This window comes from Pseudomonas sp. R3-52-08 (assembly GCF_003851745.1).
In the GTDB taxonomy this organism is placed as follows: Bacteria; Pseudomonadota; Gammaproteobacteria; order Pseudomonadales; family Pseudomonadaceae; genus Aquipseudomonas.
Genome location: NZ_CP027730.1, coordinates 2986343 through 3005514 on the forward strand (window position 1 = coordinate 2986343; position 19172 = coordinate 3005514).

At 57.3% G+C, this 19172-nt stretch carries 13 protein-coding genes; 2 read left to right on the forward strand and 11 right to left on the reverse strand.

Annotation, left to right across the window (positions count from 1 at the left end; all coding sequences use genetic code 11):
- Window positions 1-19: 19 nt before the first annotated feature.
- Genes C4J91_RS13650 through C4J91_RS13660 form a run of 3 tightly spaced genes read right to left on the reverse strand, consistent with a single transcriptional unit; the run spans window position 20 to window position 6073 of the window.
- Window positions 20-1027, reverse strand: coding sequence for an NAD(P)-dependent alcohol dehydrogenase (locus C4J91_RS13650; RefSeq protein ID WP_164484539.1), 1008 nt, complete (start codon window positions 1025-1027; stop codon window positions 20-22).
- The gene (locus C4J91_RS13655; RefSeq protein ID WP_124362816.1) at window positions 1024-5100 is read right to left on the reverse strand and encodes an SDR family oxidoreductase; all 4077 of its coding nucleotides are present in this window, start codon (window positions 5098-5100) and stop codon (window positions 1024-1026) included. Before C4J91_RS13655 ends, C4J91_RS13650 begins: the two co-directional genes overlap by 4 nt.
- Before the next feature lie 37 nt (window positions 5101-5137).
- The gene (locus tag C4J91_RS13660) at window positions 5138-6073 is read right to left on the reverse strand and encodes a DMT family transporter (protein ID WP_124362817.1); all 936 of its coding nucleotides are present in this window, start codon (window positions 6071-6073) and stop codon (window positions 5138-5140) included.
- A 91-nt stretch (window positions 6074-6164) separates the two neighbouring features.
- On the opposite strand from C4J91_RS13660, the gene C4J91_RS13665 reads away from it, so the two are divergent.
- On the forward strand, window positions 6165-7070 hold the full coding sequence (locus C4J91_RS13665) for a LysR substrate-binding domain-containing protein (protein WP_124362818.1): 906 nt from the start codon (window positions 6165-6167) through the stop codon (window positions 7068-7070).
- Here C4J91_RS13665 and C4J91_RS13670 read toward each other — a convergent pair.
- The 8 genes from C4J91_RS13670 to C4J91_RS13710 form a co-directional block, all read right to left on the reverse strand.
- Entirely contained in the window at window positions 7053-8213 is a 1161-nt protein-coding gene (locus tag C4J91_RS13670) for an aromatic ring-hydroxylating dioxygenase subunit alpha (RefSeq protein ID WP_124362819.1), read from the reverse strand. The genes C4J91_RS13665 and C4J91_RS13670 overlap by 18 nt on opposite strands.
- A gap of 36 nt (window positions 8214-8249) precedes the next feature.
- The gene (locus C4J91_RS27795; protein WP_256681577.1) at window positions 8250-10718 is read right to left on the reverse strand and encodes an enolase C-terminal domain-like protein; all 2469 of its coding nucleotides are present in this window, start codon (window positions 10716-10718) and stop codon (window positions 8250-8252) included.
- A gap of 23 nt (window positions 10719-10741) precedes the next feature.
- Entirely contained in the window at window positions 10742-11671 is a 930-nt protein-coding gene (locus tag C4J91_RS13685; RefSeq protein ID WP_177412826.1) for a 2-oxoglutarate and iron-dependent oxygenase domain-containing protein, read from the reverse strand.
- Between the two features lie 12 nt (window positions 11672-11683).
- Window positions 11684-12373: a class I SAM-dependent methyltransferase gene (locus C4J91_RS13690; protein ID WP_124362821.1), complete on the reverse strand. Its 690-nt coding sequence runs from the start codon at window positions 12371-12373 to the stop codon at window positions 11684-11686.
- Window positions 12374-12606: 233 nt separating this feature from the next.
- Window positions 12607-13752 (reverse strand): MFS transporter, encoded by a 1146-nt coding sequence (locus tag C4J91_RS13695; RefSeq protein ID WP_124362822.1) that lies wholly within the window; start codon window positions 13750-13752, stop codon window positions 12607-12609.
- Between the two features lie 140 nt (window positions 13753-13892).
- A complete protein-coding gene (locus C4J91_RS13700) occupies window positions 13893-15128 on the reverse strand; it encodes an aromatic ring-hydroxylating dioxygenase subunit alpha (RefSeq protein ID WP_003181861.1) in 1236 nt (411 codons plus the stop codon).
- Between the two features lie 193 nt (window positions 15129-15321).
- The gene (locus tag C4J91_RS13705) at window positions 15322-16683 is read right to left on the reverse strand and encodes an MmgE/PrpD family protein (RefSeq protein WP_124362823.1); all 1362 of its coding nucleotides are present in this window, start codon (window positions 16681-16683) and stop codon (window positions 15322-15324) included.
- Between the two features lie 131 nt (window positions 16684-16814).
- Window positions 16815-17771, reverse strand: coding sequence for a LysR substrate-binding domain-containing protein (locus C4J91_RS13710; RefSeq protein ID WP_003181858.1), 957 nt, complete (start codon window positions 17769-17771; stop codon window positions 16815-16817).
- 365 nt (window positions 17772-18136) lie between these two features.
- Between C4J91_RS13710 and C4J91_RS13715 the strand changes: the two genes are divergently transcribed.
- Window positions 18137-19171: a glycine betaine/L-proline ABC transporter ATP-binding protein gene (locus C4J91_RS13715; protein WP_124362824.1), complete on the forward strand. Its 1035-nt coding sequence runs from the start codon at window positions 18137-18139 to the stop codon at window positions 19169-19171.
- Window position 19172: the final 1 nt, after the last annotated feature.

Genomic DNA, 19172 nt, shown 5'->3' on the forward strand with positions numbered 1-19172 from the left:
TCCGTGGAATTTGTGTGGGTCAGAACTCAACGACGGCGCGATAACGCACCTGATTGTTGCGCAGTGCATCCAAGGCCTGATTGATTCCTGTCGCCGGAAATGTTTCGACCAGGGGCCAGACGTGATGCTCGCTGGCAAACGCCAACATTTGCAGCATGTCGTGACGCCCGCCAACATTGGCAGTGGAAACCGTCAGGGTTTTGTACGTCATGGCTGCGATGTCCAAGGTGACCGGGTTGGGCATACCTGCAAAGCACAGGGTGCCGCGCGGCCGCAGCAAGGCGATGGCGCTCGCCCAGTCCTGATCGTTGGAGGCCGTCACCAACAGGAAATCCAGGGTGTTTTCCTGGGCTTTCAGCGTGTGCGGGTCCAGGGTGCAGAAGTGGCTGGCACCCAATTCCATGGCTTGGGATCTCTTGTCCTCAGAGCTCGACAGCGCGGTCACGGTGCACCCGAACTTGGCGGCGAACTGGATGGCCAGGTGACCCAACCCGCCGATCCCTAGCACGCCGACCCGCATGTCCGGACGGGTGCCACGCAGCAGTGCGGTAAACACCGTCTGTCCCGCGCAAAACAACGGCGCCGCCATGGCTGAGGGCAGGGCATCGGGAATGGCGAATACGAACTTTGCGTCACAGGTCAAAAAGTCCGCGAAGCCACCTCGCTGCCCATTGCTGCACGTAGGCACTACCTTTGGACAATGCTGCTCTTCACCCTTCAGGCACCACTCGCACGCAAGGCATGCCCCCTTGTACCAGCCGACGCCGACACGTTGCCCCGCAGCGAGCCCCGTTACCGAGGACCCGCTGCGGACTACTTTTCCGACCACCTCATGACCACACACTTGCGGGTATTGGGAGGCTTCGCCCCAGTTTCCTTCGATCAAATGCAGGTCGCTCGTGCAGGCGCCGCAATGGGTGACCCGGATCTCGACTTCATTGGGACCCGGGTCCAGGCGGGGGTACGTAAAAGGCTCCAATGGCGAGCCTGGGCTATGGGCCGCCCATCCGGTGGTAGTCTGTGTCATGGGGTCTCTCCTGTGTCCAGGTTGAGTGCGGTGAGGTACTGCTGCGTCCATTCGGCATCGATCACCGGGCATTCCAGCTGCGCGACTTGCAACGGGGCCGGGTGGCTGAAGTGTTTGAAGTCTTCGATGATCATTGGAAGGATCAGCAACGTGCGCTGTAGCACGGCGTTGCCAGGTGCCTGGGCTTCGAGTCTGACGCGCCATTGAGCGAGGGGGAGTGCCGTGAACCGGTCCGCCCCCAAGAGCGTCTGGATCCAACTGCAGATCTGTTCCCAGCGGGTGTTTTCTGGGTTGTAAAGGTGATGGATTGACGTCGATTGCGTCATCGATCCGCCGAGGGCACAGTGCACGAAGATCCGTGCGACATGATCCACCGGCGTGAGATTCAGCGACCAGTCGCTTTGCGCCGGCCAGGCCTTGAGAGCAACACAGCTACGAATCATCAGTCCGACATAGTCGTCGGGGTTGATGCGGTCGCAGGCATTGGCCTCAAGGGGAGCGCTGATGTCCCCGCATCTCAGGATGTGCAGATCTATGCCGGTCTGTTCACGGAACCTTATCGCCACGCTTTCGGCAACCAGCTTGGCTCGGTTGTAGCCGGTGGTCGGAACCGTTTCGGGCAAGGTCGAGGCGATGACAACGCCGGCACCGCCAAGGGCAGCCAGATGCAGCACTTCCAGAACGCCGCCTACGTTAGTCTCGGCCAGGCGTTCATAACGCTTGAGCCAGTTGACCTCGGCACCACAATGAATGATGCAGTCGACTTCCGAAGACAATCGACGGTAATCCTCGGGTGACAGGCCTAGCCGGGGTTGGCCCAAGTCCGCAACTACAGCCTCCACTGACCCAAGATCCGCAACCCGCTGCTGTGCGTGAGCCGGGTTTTCGGCCCGCACCAGGCATAGAATGCGTTCCACGCCCACGGCCTGTTGCAGGTGGCGCACGATCATTCGCCCCAGGTACCCCGTGGCCCCTGTAACCAGTATCGTGCGCCGTGCCTCGCGTTGAGGCATATGCGTAACAGGCGCTTGCAGCCTGGCCAGGTAAAGCTCGGTTTCGGCTTCAACAGAGAAGGGGGCCTCCTTGACGGGCTCGCCTTGAAGTTTAAGCGCGATCAGCTGCGTAATGCCCGCCAGGGTAGCGTCGCGGGTGATGTCGGCAACGGAGAGATCGAAACGGAAAGTCCGGTTGATCAGGTTTATCAATTCCAACAGCAACAGGCTGCCACCCATGTCGAGGAAGTCACTGTCGGGGCCCAGGGTCACACCCTGAAGGTTCAGGCAGTCGCCCCATAAGGCAGCAACCCGGGATTGCAGGGGCGTGAGCGGCGGTTCGTCATCTGGCAGAGGGACCAGTGGCAGTTGCAGCAGTATGTGCGAACCCAGGCGCTTCTGACTGGCACCGGCCGGGATCGATGGGGTCAGGAAGTAGGCCACCGGAACGCTGAAGGCCGGCAAGTGTTGACTCGCCCATTGCCGCAGCGTGCTGGCATGGGGCGGGTGTTCGGCATCCGCTGGGGCGATAAAGGCCACCAGTTGCAGGTCAAGCCCGTCGCCGCGCGTGGTGACCAAGGCCGTGCGTACTTCGGGATGAGCAATCAGGATGCGTTCCACATCGGTGCTGAATACCTTGAACCCGCGCAATTTCAGATGCGTGCTGCTGCGGCCCAGCAGGTGGATATTTCCGCTTTCGGTGAGTTGCACCCTATCACCGGTGCGCAGCAGCCGCCGGGCCAGGTCCGGGTGGGTTGGCGCCAGCGGATTGGATACGAAGGCCGCCTGGTCGGCCGTATCGTCCTTCAGATAACCCAGCGTGAGTCCCTGGGTGTGCACGTAGAGTTCGCCAGGGCTGCCCAGGCGAACGCATTCAAGTGTCGAGTCCAGCACGAAGGCTTCGGTGCCGGGGGTGAAGTGCAAGCGGCCTTGCGGGCCGACCAGGGCCACGTCCCCGGCTTCGTTCGAGCCATACAGATCGAGCACCTTACAGTGGGGCAGCCAACGCGTGAGTTGTTCGCGAGTCGCGTCGGGTAGCGGCTCGCCGCTCAGCCACAGAGTATGCACACTGGCAAACGCCTGCTGGAATGCCTGTTCGTTTTGCAGCAGGCCGGCCACGAGACTGGGGGTGATCATCAATTGAGAGAGACGACTGCTTTGGATAAAACCTGTGAGAGCGTGGGGATCCAGCACCATGGCGTCCGGAATCAGGCAGGCCACCGCGCCGCTGAAGATGGGGTAGTAGACATAGCCGGTCATCCACGCATTGAGGCCGATGCGATCCCCGGGACGCAAATGCTGACGCCAGAAGGCGAGTGAATCGAGGCGAGCGTGTTCGCCAATTGTGACGACCTTTGCCATACCCGTCGTACCAGAGGTCAGCAAGCCATAGGCCACATCACCCAATGGCTGCGGTCGAACCTCTGGCGCAGCGTCGCAGCGCTCCGGCAGGCGGTCCAGCAGCAGCGTGCGATAACGGCCTGCCAGGGACTGGAGAGTCAGTGTATCGCCCACCACGACCACTGGATCGAGTTTCGCCAAGACGTTCGCAGTGGCGTCGGGGCCGTACCATTGCGGGATGTCCAGGTAGGGCCAGCGCAGCAGGCTGCAGGCGGTCATGGTCACCAGCGTGCGCAGGTCTTTGTCCAGGCGGATAGCCACCCAGCCGCCGTGGGGGCAACTGTGCAAAAGTCGCTCAGCCAGCTTGCGGGCCTGGTCACTCAGATCGCGGGCGCTCAGGCTTCGTTGGGGGCTGGCGGCGACCGTGCTGTCTGGGGCATCGCGCAGCAACTGACGCAGATGCGTGTGCCAGGAGGGCGTTGTTGCATCGGCCGGGGCGTTGAGACGCTGGGTCGTGATCTGCTGCTCGCGACTGTGTTGAGCTGCCGCCCGCTGGTACTGAGAAATCTGTAGGCTGACTTCATTCATCGCCGGGTTATCTCGATCGACAATGATCAGCTTGACCCCGGTGTGGCGTGCATATGGGCTGTCGGGGCAGATCAGGCACAGCTGGCGATGACTCAGACGGCCTACGAACTCGAGCGACACCGGGTCTTCAGAGGTCGTCAGCGTCACCAGAGGCAGGTCCTGCAACTGCTCAATCTCGCGGATGATTGCGTCGAAATGGCAGGCTGTGGGGCTGCTCCATAGCCAAACGGCATAGTCGCCAGGCAATTGCGCTGCCCATTGCAACGCACGCAGAAGCTGCTGCCTCGTCGATGCCAGCAACAACACGCGCAGATGTGCCTGCGCCGGTTCATGAAGGCAGGCAAGGTGATCCTTCGTGGGGGGCACGCGCTGCCAGGCAGCTGCCAGATGGAAAAACCTGTAGAGGGGTTGCTTGTCCCGTGCCGTGGATTCGACGGCATCCGGAAACGTGATTTCGGGGTGCGCGACTTGGGCGAAACCGCACGAGCGCTCGGCATCGTCATGCCAGCCTTGGAAAAATTGCCACTGTTCGACCTTTTCCGGTGCCCAGCTCAACAGGCGAGGCGAAAAGTCGATACCGGCGAAATCACAAAAGCGCGCCAGCGTGCCTCGCGTATCACCCATCAGGTCCTCATCACTGTCCAGGTACAGCACCTGACTGGCATCACACTGTTCGAGCACCCGCTCATGGATACGAGCCAGCTCATCGAAGCCGGATTCATCCGCATCGAAATAGGTGGTGCCACCGCTCTGGCTGACGCGATACAGCGAACGCATCACATCCCGCGGCTGGCGGACCAGGAACACATGCCTGAATTGCGCCAGCCACGTGCTATCGATCGAGTCGAAGTCGACGAAGTAAGCGATCTCCTTGGAGAATTGCAAGCGGTGCGGTGGTGCTGGACGTTCGCCGAGCAACGCCATCGCCTCGGCGTAACCGGTAATGCCGGGCGGTCCGTTATTGGTGCGGCGGGTGTGCTCAATCAGTGCATGTTTTTCGGGAAAGTGCTTGGCCAGAAAGGGTTCGGAGAGCCTTTCGTGCAACACCCTGACGCCCGGATGCTGCATCACGGCCCGCTCGAAAGCGGTAGAGCGGCTGCGGGAAACCGCCCACAGAATCACATTGGGCAAGGAATCAAATGACGTCAGCATAAACAGCTCCTTGTTAAGGCCTGTGCATGTGAAGCGTTCAGCGCGTAGCAGTGGGCTTGTTCAGCAGGATGAAGCCTGAAATCAGGATAAGGGCCAGACCGGCCGCGGTCCGGCCATTGAGCACTTCATTGAACAGCAACGCCCCCCAGGCAATCGCGAAGATCAGGTAGGTGTAATCGAATGCGCCGATGATCGAGGTCTCGCCGATTTGATAGGCCCGGGCGATGCCGGTACTGACCAGTACCATCAGAATCGCCAGCACCACCATCACGCCCCAGTCGCTGATCGCCATGGGCGACCAGTCGCCCACCAGAAATCGCAGGCCCTCGTTGGCCGGCAGGTGAGGGCCAGTCTGTGCGACGACAATGCTGCCGACCATTCCCATCAACAACAGGACGATATTCAGCGCCAGGGCCAGGTGCATGGGCGCCTCATTGGCGCACTTGCCCTTGGTCACGACCGCTGCGAGGGCATATAAAATCGCAGCGAGCACGGGCAGCAGTGTCCATAGGTTGAAGTCAGCCTGACTCGGTGCGAGTGTGACCAGCACCCCGGCGAACCCCACCAGAATGGCCACCCATTTGCGCGGTGTGACATGCTCGTCCAGGGTGACTGCCGAGAACAAAGCGATAAACAAAGGTGTCGTATAGATTGCCAATGCGGCTATGGTCAGGCTGATGAAGGGCAGTGCGCTGTAAAAGGCAATCCACATCAGGGCAAGCAGCAGGCTTCTTGCACCTATCCACAAAGGGGAAAGCGGCCTTTGCTGCGTTGTGCCGCGGCGGTACATCAGCAAGGCGACGAGCATGCCAATGGCCAGTACCGAACGAATCACGTAGAGCTGCCACATCGATGTCTCGGCGCTGGTGGCCTTGATAAGAGCATCTGAAACTGACAACAGGAACACCGAACCTACGACGATGAGTATGCTTTGTCGGTTTTCAGCGGCGGTAACGGTTGTGGTTGCAGACATGATGGGTCCTGATGTGATCGACCTGGAGGATTTTGGTTGAGCTCGTATTGCATTTAAAGTGACTTATGGTTACGCAGGAGGAATGAAAATTATGGATAACTTCAAACGCTCACTGCCCCCACTTTCCAGCCTGGTTCCCTTTGAAGCCGCGGCGCGTCTGGAAAGTTTTTCCAAAGCCTCGGATGAGTTGCATCTCACCCAGGCTGCAATCAGTAAACAGATACGATCCCTGGAAGAATTCCTTGGCGTCGCGTTATTTACGCGTAGAAATCGCGCCGTATTTCTAACCGAGGCGGGCGCAGAGTTTCGCGACGCGGTGCGCACAGCGTTCTTGGGCATTGCTTCACGCGCCGAAGACTTGAAGTCCGGGCGAGATAACAGTGAAATCGTCCTCGAGGTTCAATTGTGCGAAGCCTTTTACTGGTTGATGCCAAATATCACGCATTTGCACAGGAAGTACCCTGATCTGGAAGTTCGCCTTAATGCATCCATCCAACCTATTACCGAAACCGCGGAAAAATTCGATATAGCCATCCAAACCTCGGGTCGCCCATCCGGTGATCACACCCGGCTGTTGACCTTGAGTGATGACGTGTTTCCGGTGTGCAGTCCCGGCTACCTGGCCTCGTTGGGCGATCACCCTCTGACCTTGCGAACCTTGGTGGATCTGCCTTTGCTGCATCACGTCGCTACGCCTCAGTACTGGAGCACCTGGAGCGACTGGCTGGGGGAGTTTCATATCAGGCCCGGAGAACTCAAGGGCAAGTTCTATGACAGTTATCCGGTCATGATGCAGGCGTGTGTCGAAGGCCTGGGTTTTGCCCTTGGGTGGCGTCGAACCAGTGAAAAGATGCTCGCCAGTGGTGATCTGGTAAGGCCTTTTTCCGAATCCATACACCTCCCTGAAGCCCTGAGCGTGTACAGATGGCGTAATGAAACCCTGAACCTGTCGGCTCGCCAGGTGCTGGAATGGTTGAGTTCATCGTTCGCAGACTGACGACTGGTGGTCCGTGTGCAGCAGTCCCAGCGCGGCGAGCGTTTTTTTCTGAATATCGTGCACGGCATGCTCGCTGTTGGCCCCAAGTGCCGGGTCAACGATAAAGCGACCTTGCTGGTAGCCGTCGCTGTTCAGGCCGCGCTGCACACTGGCGCACAGGGGGATATCTTCTTCACGGATCACGGCGACGAAGTCGATGACCTCCTGCTCTTCCCGGGAGGGCGTTGCTGCCGTGCAAAACCATTCAACCACCTGCAGGGTCTTGTCCACGCTGACCGGCAGATGATGCAACACATTCATGTACCCTCCTGGATAGACCTCCAGGCAAAAGTTCGGCCACAGGTACCAGGCGCCAAATTCGCGCGATCGGGCCGAGCCTTGCTTCATCGTATAGCCCTGGTTGGCGCCACTGTCGCTGCTGATATGGGCGTGATAATGCTCGTGGATCGCCAGGTGATAACTTTTCAGGTCAAGGGTCGCTGTCGAGAGAGTGGGATGGCACATCGGGCAGTGGTAACACTCTGAGTAATTTTCCACAGAGACCTTCCAGTTGGACTGCACGCTGTATTCCTTGGAGTAGGCGTGGAACAGCTTTTCCGGGGCTGGCGAGAAGGTTCGGATTGATGACTCGAGCCCGGGTAGCAGGGCCTGCATGGGCTGCGCATTCCAGTCGAAGTTGATGAAGATGAAACCGCAGAACACCTCCAGGCGTACCGGCTTGAGTTGAACCTGATCCGTGCTGAAGTCCTTGAGATGCTCGGATTTACGCGCGCTGATCAACTGTCCACGGGTGTTGTAGGCCCAGGCATGATACGGGCAGGTCAATAACCCAGGCACATGGCCGCTGCCCTCGACCAATCGATGCGCGCGATGCTGGCAAACATTATGAAAGGCCTGCAGCGTACCGTCCTTGTCCCGGACCACCAGGGCACTTCGCCGACCGAGGTCAAGCACTCGGTAGTCACCCGCATTGGGAAGCGCGGAGACGTGGCAGACGTATTGCCAAGTACGCGCAAACACCGCTTCCATTTCCCGGTCGAACAACTGGCTGTCGATGTAATGTTCGCTGGGCAAGGTAAAAGACGCAAAAGGGTCGATGTCGAACCCGCGAGCCAGGTGCAACGGAGCAGGGGCGCTGGTCATGGAACCTCCATGGATCAGTTGGAAGGACAGTGAAATTTATCCGTATTGGGCGACGGGGTGCTCGAACTGCCGGGAGTCAAGCGTCAGCCCCAGGCCTGGGCGGTCACGCAGGTAGGCACGGCCTTGGCTGATTTCAAAATCCACCTCGGCCACACGCATCTCATGGTGTCGGCAGCAATTCCAGCTGGCACGATGCAGGCGGCCAGGGGTCGAGGCCGCTAGATGCATCACGGCGCTGTCACTGACCTGGGTGCCGCCAACGTCTTCAATATTCATCCGGATGCCGTGGTAGATGCAGAAGTCCCGAAGCTGTCGGGCTTTGGTCAGGCCTCCGACGCGGCCAATCTTTAACCCGATCAGTTGGGCGATGTTCTGGCGCTGGCCTTGTACCAGGTCGCCAAGGGTCACAATGGACTCATCCAGAATGATCGGGTTGCGTGTCAGTTCCCGCACCGCTCGACATTGCTCCAAGGATTCGCAGGGCTGTTCAAAGCACACTGTGGGGTCTTCCACGCTGTTCATCACAGCGACGGCCTCCGAAACCGTCCAGGCACGATTGACATCGAAAGTGATGACCTCCCCGGGCAGGCGCTGATCGAGCAGGCGCCGGATTTGACCCACATCCTCCTCCACCCCGATGCCGACCTTGCAGGAGTGGGTGCGATAACCTTCGCTGCGAGCGAGGGCCAAGTGGGTCGCCATCTGCTCTGTATCATCGGTGGGGATGCTGCTTTGCAAGGCGATCGACGCCTGGAACCGTCCACCAAGCAATGCATATACCGGCAGCTGGCAGTGTTTGCCGAGGATGTCCCAGCATGCCAGGTCGATTGCAGCTTTCACATAGGGGTGACCCGGTAGCATCACGTCCATGCGTGCATTGATCTGATCCAGGTGCAGTGGATTTTCACCCAGCAGGTGCGGCGCTAATTCCTCGATGCCGGCCCGCACGCCTTTAGCGTAGGCCGGCAAGTAAGTGGCGCCCCATGGGCAACTCTCGCCGACGCCCACCAAGCCGCTGTCCGTGAAGACCAGGACGATGGTGGAGTCGAGTGAGTCATAGTGCAGTCGTCCGCCGCTGAGGCTGTATTTATTCTTGAGCGGTATATCCAGTTGATAGACCTTGATAGAAGTAATTTTCATGGTGCGACCGCTCCCTGTCGCAATGCCGGCCCGACTGCGCGGGCAGGGGAGGGAAAGCCCAGAATCGACTGGTGAAAAATTTGCTCGATGACGGGCAGTCGCAGCGCCTGCTGGAGCTCGCCAACCGCTGCGATACTGATCCAGGCACGGTTCATAGCTATCCAGGTGTTCGGCAACCCAACTGGGGCCGCAACTCCAGTTCACCACCTGCTCGATCAGCGCGTCCGCAAGACCTATTGCGCGGCCGATTTGCCAGGCCTCGTCGAGGATGACCTTGTTGATGCAGGCCAAGAACTCCACTAGGTGCGAGGCCAGCTTGATCTTGCTGTTGTCGGTGAATACCAGGCCTGAATGAAACATCGGTGTGAGGGCTGGTGTGATACGGCCCATGGGGTCCTCAATCACTTCGCCGCTATGGCAATAGTCGCGGTTGGCGCCATAGGGCGAAGGTGCATGAAAATCGGGCAGGGTGAGGGATAGATCGTTTTCCCGCTCACTCAAGGCCACCACTTTTACATGATTGTCCTGGCTGTCGAACAGCGTTCCCGCCTGGTGATAGCGCTGGGCGACGATGCGTCCCAGCGGCATTGCCACCCCCAGTTCATCGGCCAGTGCCTCAGTGAGACTCGTGTCCTTGACGGTGATCTCCAACGTACAGGAATGATCGTAGCTAGCGTCGAATATGAACGGGGTCAACTGGTTGCTGACAAAGCAGTTTCCCCGCGAGACTTTCACGTAGTCCCAGAGCCAGTGCAGCGGAATATCGTGGGCCCTGGCCATGACCAGTAATTCGGCCCATACCACGGTGGCGGTGTAGAACAGCAGGTTGGTGAGCAACTTGACCGATTGGCCGGCGCCGATCTCTCCAACGTAGAAAGACTTGCGGCCCATGGTGTCGAGCGTGGTCTGGCTCAATCGATAGCCGCGCTCATCCCCGCCGATGTAGAAGCACACGTTGGCGAAATCCACGCCCATATGTGACAGGTTGCTGACGGGCGCTTCCAGGCTGAATATATTTTTTTGCCAGGCTAATTCAGCGATATGACGGGTGTTGTGGTAATCGGTGGTGGATGTGTCGATCCACACCGTACCTTCCGCCATGCCTGCCAGGGCTCCGTGCTCGCCTGTCATGTTTTCCAGTACATGGTGCGGTAGCGGCAGGCAGGTCACCACGATCTGGCATGTGTAGGCGCACAGCGCAGGCGTGTCTTTCCACACGGCGCCCAACTCGATCACCGGGCCCGCACGTGCGGGGTCGATATCATGCACCTGGACCTCGTACCCCGCGTTCAGCAGGCGCTCTATCAATGGACGGCCCATATTACCGGTACCGATAAAGCCGACTTTCGGCTTGGCAGCTTGCATATCGATTCCTCTTGAGGGTGTAATCAAGCGAGTTCGCGGGCCCTGCCGGCACCCTGGCCGGTTACCCAGATTGAGTTGAAGTTTTCAAGCATGACTTGCTGGCACGACAAGACCTGGTCGCTGCCCAGAGGGTTGAACCTGGCGTCCACATTCGGGTACACAAAAAACGGCAGCGATACACGGGCGCTGTCCGCACGGTGAATGACTTGGTGCGGTGTACTGGTAAACAGGCCGTTACTCCACTTCATCAGCATGTCCCCCAGGTTGATCACCACTTCGTGTCCCCGAGGCGGTACGTCGATCCAACGTCCTCGGGAAAAAGCGCGTAGCGCGCAGGCATCACCGGCCTCTTGGAAAAGCAAGGTGAATATGCCGTTGTCCGTGTGTTTGCCCGCGCCACTGCGCTGGGGTGGGTAGTACAGGGCGCGCTGGATCAGCACCGGATCAGAAAAGAAGGGCTCGAAAAATAGCTTGTTCAACCCCAATGCAAGCGCCAGCCCGTGTAATAATCCAGGCACCACGCGGTGCATGACTTGATCCTGCAGGGCCAACATTGCCTTGGCAAACGCGGGAGCTGTTTGCTCGTCTGGGAGCAGGTTCGGACCGGTGAAGGGTTTTTCACACAGGGCGGCCTCCCTTCCCATGTCGAAGTGCTGTTTACAATCGGGGCCCGTAGGCGCGTGCAACGTTTCGCCAAAGGTATGTACATAACCCCGACAAGTTTTGGGGCTGACCTGTTGGTGGTCTTGGGAGAACTGATTCTTGATCTCCAGCGGCAGTTCGAAGAATTGTCGCGCCGCAGTAAATGCCTGATCGATAAACGACGGACTTATACCGTGATCGGTTAAATAAAAAAAACCGTCCTTAATACAGGTTTCACGTAGACGGCGTACTTCGCGCGGCGTATCAATAGACTCAAGCATTTCAAGTGAAATGCGATTTAAGGCTTCCATGCTGCAGTCTCCTTATCGGGCAATTCTAAATGCCAGGTAGTGAGCATGTACCTCATCTAAATAAGGAGCGTTCATAAGTGACGGTAGAGAGGATAGTTTTTTGGCCGCGACTAAACTGTCCAACAGGTCCGCGAAGTTTTCTGCTGCATAAAACGTGCAGCGCGTGCTAAACAATAAAAGTCCGCCGGGGGAGGTCATGCGAATAAGTTCGTGAATGGCTTCTATGGGCAGGTGGCCTTCGATGAACGCACCGCAGCACAAGGTTACGTCATACCTGTTGTCCGCAATCAACGTGTTGTGTTCGGTCAGATCCACGCCGCCGTAGAGCGCCCCATACGCCTGAGTCTGACGCGCCAACTGTGTCATCGCCGGTGATAGGTCGCATCCTTCTATGTTGCTAAAACCTCGCTGGGTCAGTTCTTTCCCCACCAATCCGGTCCCGCAACAGGCATCCATGATGCGCAAAGCGCTACGAGGTTGTTTGTTGTTTGTGTCTGCGTTGCCAAGCAGCGATGTCAGCAGGTCGCTGATCACGAGTGGGCCACAATAGTTCTCTTCTGACACATCGTTGTCGTAATCAGTAGACCATGTCTCATAGTAATCCCAGAGGCGAAAGTAGTCGCGATTGAAGTTCAGGGCGCGATTGACCGATGTCGCACAATAGGCGTCGGAAGTTCTCGTGGCGTTATTTTCGCTGGCCATACTGTATTCTCCGGAAAATTATTTTTCAGGTTGAATGAATCAGGGTGGTGGCGTGAGTGAGTGTTCATTCTTATTCGCCAGTTGGTGCACTGTAAAGACCAAATAGACGACTTATCCTTCGTCTTTTTCCTACATTGGTAACCAGGTGTTATACATTCCGGCTGTCTGTGGGGGACGCAAGACAGGGGCTATCGGAGTATTTCTACTTCAACGTTCAGTTGGTTGATGATGGATCACACGCGCAGACAATGCGCGGCAGCGCTCACAAATAGTAGAAGAAACACCAGGCCCCCTAACGCAAATGAAAGACTGCTCATATGGGCAACGAAACCGATCACCGCCGGGCCTATCAAAATTCCTGCATAGCCCATGGAGATAACCGCCGGTATGGCGACTCTTTGGGGCATGCGGTCCTGTTTTCCGGTGGCGGTGAACAGCACGGGAACAATGTTCGAGCATCCTGCGCCGAGCAATGCATATCCCAGTAACGAGGCGGGCCAGCCCTCGAATCCAAGCGATACGAGCATGCCGGTGGCAGCAATCATTGCGCCATAAGCCACCACGAGCACGCCGCCGAATCTGCGTACGAGGGCATCCCCTGTCAGCCGTCCCAGGGTCATCGCCGCCGCAAAACTGGCATAACCCAAGCCGGCCAAGGTGGGCTCCATTTTTCGGCTGGATACGAGAAAGACAGCACCCCAGTCCAGTACTGCGCCTTCGGTTAAAAAAACGATGAAGCACAGCGCGCCCAGTAAAAAGACAATGCCTTTTGGGATTGCAAAGATCGGGCCGTCTTTTTCGGTTCCATAGGTCAATAAACTTGGAATCGCTTTATACAGGCACCCCATTACCACGATGACGACGCACAGCACTGAAAACACCGGTTCTAATCCCATGCTCAACAATGCAGTCAACGCGCCGGCACCCAGAATGCCTCCGACGCTGTACAGGCCATGGAACCCCGACTGAAGTGCCTCGCCACTGTTTTTTTCCACAATGATGGACTGAATGTTCATCGCGCAATCCAGCATGCCCATAGCCGCGCCAAACAGCACTACGGCCAATGCCAGGCCCGGCAGCCAACTGAGGCTGCTCAACAGTACAAGCAATACACATAAAGTCGCAGTGGAACACACAATGACTGGGCGGCAGCCGTAACGTGCGGTGAGGTGCCCGGCAAACGGCATGGCAACAATCGACCCCACGCCCAGGCCCAGCAGCAAAAGCCCCAACCCGCTTTCGTCCAACCCCGTGCGCGCCTTGGCAAGCGGCACTAAGGGCGCCCATGCCGACATGACAAGCCCTGCGATCAGGAAAGCAATACGGGTTGACGTGCGTTCGCCGTAATTGGCGTTGATCGCTAACGATGACGTAGTCATTTGAATCACCCAAACAGGCACACGAAGAAAGGCCTGGCAGCGACTGCGCTGAGGCCTGGAAGGAGGAAGGGGCAAGTTGCTAAGGCGTAAGCCTTTCAATGCACGACTGTATTGAAAGGCTTACCCACCAGGCATCGTTCTTATCCGACAGACTTCAAGGGGATAGGCCCCTTGATCCTTTCCATCATGGTGGCGCAATACCAATCATCGAATTGGCAGACACCGGTCTCTGCGGTCTCGGAATACGGGCCTGGCTCATAAGAGGGTGAAGTCACACCACGCTGCGTGCCTTCTACCAGAGTGCGGTCCTGATCGTTGGTCGCGATCCATACCTTTGTCAGCCGATCAATGTCGTAGTCCACGCCTTCTACGGCAGTTTTGAGCACCAACCACTTGGTGGTCACCAAGGTTTCCGTCGCGCTGATGGGGAGCACGCGGAAGCTCAGAGCGTGGTCCCCCAGGAAGTGGTTCCACGTCGACGGATAGTTGAAGTACAGCAGTGCGCCGATATCCGCTTCGCCGGTGGTATCCAGGCGGCTGGTCACCGCGGGCTTGCCGTCCATGGTGTAGCTCACCGCGCCCTTGGACAATGGGATGCGGGTCATGCGGAACTGGCCTTTGATGTCCATCACCAAGCGGCTCGGCAAGCCGGCTTTTTCGCATTTGTTCCAGTAAGCGGAAAGCTCGGGATCGTCGTCGCCGCTGGTGCCGCCCACGGAAAGGTTGTCCACGAACGATTGCAGCAGCTCGGGGTGAGATCCGTCGCAGTGGTAGCACTCACGGTTATTTTCGAAGACCAGTTTCCAATTGCCTTTCTCGACGATATTGGACTCAAAGGCCACTTTGCAGTCATCGAGGTTATGCGGGGCGACAAAGGGGGTCACGGCGGTACGGAAGTGTTCGAAATCCGGTGCTTTGCTCGCGACACACACATAAATAAAGGTGTTCACGATTTCGCAGTGAACGCTTTTGAGGTTGTATTCGGATTTGTCGAAATCCTGCCCCATGTTCCCGGCGAATAGCAGGTTGCCGTCCAGCTCGTAGGTCCACTTGTGGTAAGGGCACACCATTTTGGCGACTTTGCCATGGTCGGCTTCACAAATCTTGGCGCCACGGTGGCGGCAAGCATTGTGAAATGCTCGCACCTGGCCGTCCTTGCCGCGTACCACGGCCACCGGGTAGTCACCCACTTGCAGCGTGAAGTACTGACCGGGCTTTTCCAGTTCAAACGTGTGTCCGGCGAAGATCCAGTCTTTGTGCCAAATTTGCTCAAGGTCCTGGCGATAGACGCCTTCGCTGCTATAGAGCTTTCCCGGGAGTGAGTGCCATGGTTTACGTTGGGCAATCAGGTCAAACACGGTTTCTTTATTATCCATCTTATCCTCCCAGGATAAATAACGTGAGCGCTCACCTTTAACGGTGACTTTTATAGTGCTCTAAAAGTTCGGCATCGGTTGCCTGCTTAATGGCGGTGCAATAACTTCACGGCCTTTTTAGATAGATGACAGCCTAGGGGGCTGTCGCGACGCCCGCAAACGACATTTCGTAGGGGCAATCAATAATTCCAGGTTATCGATCAGCCGCTTCCTCGGAATGCGTAACGCTTGAAAATATAGGCTCCAGCGTCGTAATGGCTGAGTGCGCCTGACCCAATGAATGAATCGCGTGCTTCACCGCAAGGCTTCGTTCAACTCCAAGATGGCTACTGAACAGGTCGAATTTTCCATCCAGCTCAGCGGCCGTCATCGCGGTGTGCGGATCACCTTTTGCCGCTGTCACAGGGCTGACGATGATCGTACCGTCTTTCAAGGTAAGGGTAAGTCTGGAAAGAATTTCATCCGGGAAACGCGCGGAAATATCCGCCGCTTCGACAATCTCGATGCGTGAACTCAGCGAGAGAATATCGGGGGCGGTGATTGAGCCCCCCGTGATTTCATCAGGCCCCAGCTTGCCTCGCACAATCAGCGCTGCCAGCGGAAACGCCAACGCGTATTGGGCTTCATCTGCGTTACGTGGGGTATGGCCCTGCAGGCACATCGATTCGAAGAACGTTTCCACGCGAATTGTTTCAAGGGTGCTCGCGCTCACTTCGGGATGCTGGCGCTGTAATTCAAGCATTGCCGTCAAGGCGGGTTGTGCCCATCGGCATACGGGCCATGGTTTGAAGTACTGGCTATCGATTTCCCAGCGGTTTCCTATATCCGCCCAGTGCGGCGCGACACTTGGGTCTTCCACGATATCCGCAGGGGCACCGGTCATGCCTGCCTGCGCCATCAACAGTGCATTCAAGCCAACGTAAGCGCCTGCTCCATGTGCATCGCGCAACATGGTCGGTGCCAGCACCACACGCATCATTGGGCAGCGTGCGCTGAAATACTCGGCAATGCCCAATGCGTGCCGAAAGGTCGGCTCATCGAACTCAAGCAATCGTGCGCCAGCACACACCACCCCCATGGCGGAAAAACCACCAGAAGCGTGGTAGGTGGGTGAGGTTGCCATCAATGCAGTGCCAGCGCGCAGCGCGGTTTCATAGCCAATGCACAGCACCGAAAGAAGTTCGTGCCCGCTGATCTCCTGGCCGTTGTGGTGCAATGCGTCGGCCAGGGCCAGCAACGCCGGAACCACCGTTGCGCCGGCGTGCCCTTTGGATTTGAAGTGCCCTTCGTGAGCGTCCAGGCTGTCTGCGGAAAATCCGCCAGCCCAGGCGGCTCCAAGCATACTGACGCGCTGGCCATCGAACATCAGCCGACTGGTGTACACACCACCGGGGTAGTGGAGGCGTGCATAGCTGCGCATTATCTCGCTGGTGTCATTGGATGCCGCACCGGCCATCACACCGACGATATCCAACAGGCTGTTTCTGAGTATCGCTTGCGTGTGGGCGGGTGCTTGTTGGAGATCGAAATTGCGACAAAATTCGAACAGTGACATCCCGGGCATTCCTTACGAAAATCATTATGGTGTCGCTGCACGATGATCCAGCGAGGGCTCACCGTTCCAGCAACATTTTCGTAGGGCAATCGATAACAAAAATGACGACTCTGCTTCTAAGGCATGCGGCGTCAGCGGGGGAACTTGGCCAGGAGCCACTCACGAAACCGGCGCAGCTCATCTTCGTTCTCGGCGTTTTCTCGACAGCTTAAGTAGTGCGAACTGTTGCGCAGCTGAACTTGCTGCTGGATCGGCCGCACCAACACCCCACGCTCTACCAGCCGGGTAACCAGGTGGTTCCAACCCAGGGCGATACCTTGGTGGGTCAGCACCATGCTGATCAGCAAGTTGTAGTCGTTGGCATTGAAAATCTGGGGGCTGTCTTGCGGGCGGTCATCAATGTCAATCGACTGAAAGGCAAACCAGACACCCCAGTCAACGTGCTCGGCTACCTGGGATCGTCCGTAGGGGCTCAGGTTCAGCAGGGCTGAGTCTCTCAGGCCTTCGATCGTCGAGATTTCCGGGTGTTGCTCCAAAAATTGCGGGCTGCAAACGGGATAGATCACGTCATGGCACAACGGGTAGCTTTTATAGTCGTCCCGGACACGGGCCATTTTGGTAATGAAGACGTCCGGCTGTACCCCGGGCTCCATGGTCAGGAAGTTCTGCGTCGTGACCAGGTTCAACTCAATGCCGGGGTTTTGTCTGATGAATTCAGGCAGGTGGTCTGACAGCCATAGGGCGGAAAAGGCGGGAGAGCAGCAGACGGTCAGCATTTTTTTGGAGGACTGGCTGCTGCGGATTCGCTCGGCTGCCTGGGCGATGTTTACAAATGACAGCTGCGCGGCATCAAAGAACACTGCCCCGGCAGAAGTCAGTTCGACAGCACGCCCTACGCGGTTGAAAAGCTGCGCACCCAGGTACTCCTCCAGCTCGCGAATCTGCCGGCTGATAGCCGCCTGCGAAACACAAAGCGCCTCGGCGCCGAGGGTGAAGCTCTCGTACTTGGCAGCCGCTACAAACGCTTTCACGGCCCTCAACGACGGCATTTTCAGCAGAATGCTGTCAGGGTCGACATGCTTTGACATCCTTACGTTCTCCTCATGCAGCCGCTCCCCAGCGAAGCGACGCGAGAGTAACTGAAGCCAGGCGGTAAAAACGGTGTGCAGGTCGTTTTTGAGACATTACGGGTCGTTCCTGTGTGCCGCAGCAAGAAAACTGTCCGCTTGAGACGATCTATAACCCGACGTTATCCAATTGTCCCTGTAAATGTAGTTGGAATTGACGGTGGGTTACTACTAAATTTGAAACATCCCTCTTTCCTAGGGGCCAAAAAATAATAAAAGGAAACCCGTCGTGAAACTCTCTATTCATTCCCGCTGCCGTTTAAAACTATTTTCGATCGTTTGCGCATCGCTTAAAGCGAATAGTGCTGAACACGAAGGGGCAAGGTATGACTAATTCCGACGAAATCATTTCCGTCAAAAATGTCTATAAGGTATTCGGCACTCAACCGGACCTTGCAATGAAGTTGCTGGCTGATGGGGCCTCTAAAGAAGAGGTCTTTAAAAAAACCGGGCAAGCTATTGGCGTCTTTGATGCAAACTTCTCCGTCCGCCGCGGCGAGATCTTTGTCATCATGGGGCTGTCGGGCTCCGGCAAGTCAACCATGGTCCGCTTGTTCAACCGCTTGATTGAACCCACCAGTGGCTCGATCTTTCTGAATGGTAAGGAAATCACCGGTCTGGCGGATAAAGACCTTCTGCAAGTGCGCAGGAAAGACATGGGCATGGTCTTTCAATCCTTTGCGCTGATGCCGCACATGAGCGTCATCGACAACGTCAGCTTTGGTTTGGCGATCAGCGGCGTCGCCGAGAAAGAACGCTACTGCCGCGCCATGGGCGCGCTGGCCCAGGTTGGGCTTGCTGGTCAGGAGTTCAGCTTTCCCCATCAACTCTCCGGCGGCATGCAACAGCGCGTCGGCCTCGCCCGTGCCCTGGCCAATGACCCGGCGATCCTGTTGATGGACGAGGCGTTTTCGGCCCTCGACCCGATGATTCGTAGCGAGATGCAGGGCGAATTGATTAAGCTTCAGGCCGAGCAGAACCGCACCATCATCTTCATTTCCCACGACATTGAAGAGGCCGTACGGATCGGCCACCGCATCGCAATCATGGAAGGCGGTCGGGTGGTGCAAATTGGTACACCGCGCGAGTTACTGTGCAACCCCATCAATAAATACGTGCGCGATTTCTTTAATGGATTCGACACCAGTCGAATCCTGAAAGCGGGCGATATCGCTCAACAGGACACCAGCATCACCTATGAGCCTGGTCGTCACACCCCCCTAAAAGCAGAAGCTTCGCTCAGAGAGATTCTGCATATCGTCGCGGCCTCCGCAACGCCTATGCCGGTGGTGGATGAAGTTGGCCTGTATAAGGGCTCGATTTCCCAAGGCCATCTTCTGAGCTGCCTGAATAATAGTTAAT

Coding starts and splice junctions, on each gene's coding strand:
- C4J91_RS13650 (WP_164484539.1), bottom strand. CDS start 1,027: ATGACACAGACTACCACCGGATGGGCGGCCCATAGCCCAGGCTCGCCA.
- C4J91_RS13655 (WP_124362816.1), bottom strand. CDS start 5,100: ATGCTGACGTCATTTGATTCCTTGCCCAATGTGATTCTGTGGGCGGTT.
- C4J91_RS13660 (WP_124362817.1), bottom strand. CDS start 6,073: ATGTCTGCAACCACAACCGTTACCGCCGCTGAAAACCGACAAAGCATA.
- C4J91_RS13665 (WP_124362818.1), top strand. CDS start 6,165: ATGGATAACTTCAAACGCTCACTGCCCCCACTTTCCAGCCTGGTTCCC.
- C4J91_RS13670 (WP_124362819.1), bottom strand. CDS start 8,213: ATGACCAGCGCCCCTGCTCCGTTGCACCTGGCTCGCGGGTTCGACATC.
- C4J91_RS27795 (WP_256681577.1), bottom strand. CDS start 10,718: ATGCAAGCTGCCAAGCCGAAAGTCGGCTTTATCGGTACCGGTAATATG.
- C4J91_RS13685 (WP_177412826.1), bottom strand. CDS start 11,671: ATGGAAGCCTTAAATCGCATTTCACTTGAAATGCTTGAGTCTATTGAT.
- C4J91_RS13690 (WP_124362821.1), bottom strand. CDS start 12,373: ATGGCCAGCGAAAATAACGCCACGAGAACTTCCGACGCCTATTGTGCG.
- C4J91_RS13695 (WP_124362822.1), bottom strand. CDS start 13,752: ATGACTACGTCATCGTTAGCGATCAACGCCAATTACGGCGAACGCACG.
- C4J91_RS13700 (WP_003181861.1), bottom strand. CDS start 15,128: ATGGATAATAAAGAAACCGTGTTTGACCTGATTGCCCAACGTAAACCA.
- C4J91_RS13705 (WP_124362823.1), bottom strand. CDS start 16,683: ATGTCACTGTTCGAATTTTGTCGCAATTTCGATCTCCAACAAGCACCC.
- C4J91_RS13710 (WP_003181858.1), bottom strand. CDS start 17,771: ATGTCAAAGCATGTCGACCCTGACAGCATTCTGCTGAAAATGCCGTCG.
- C4J91_RS13715 (WP_124362824.1), top strand. CDS start 18,137: ATGACTAATTCCGACGAAATCATTTCCGTCAAAAATGTCTATAAGGTA.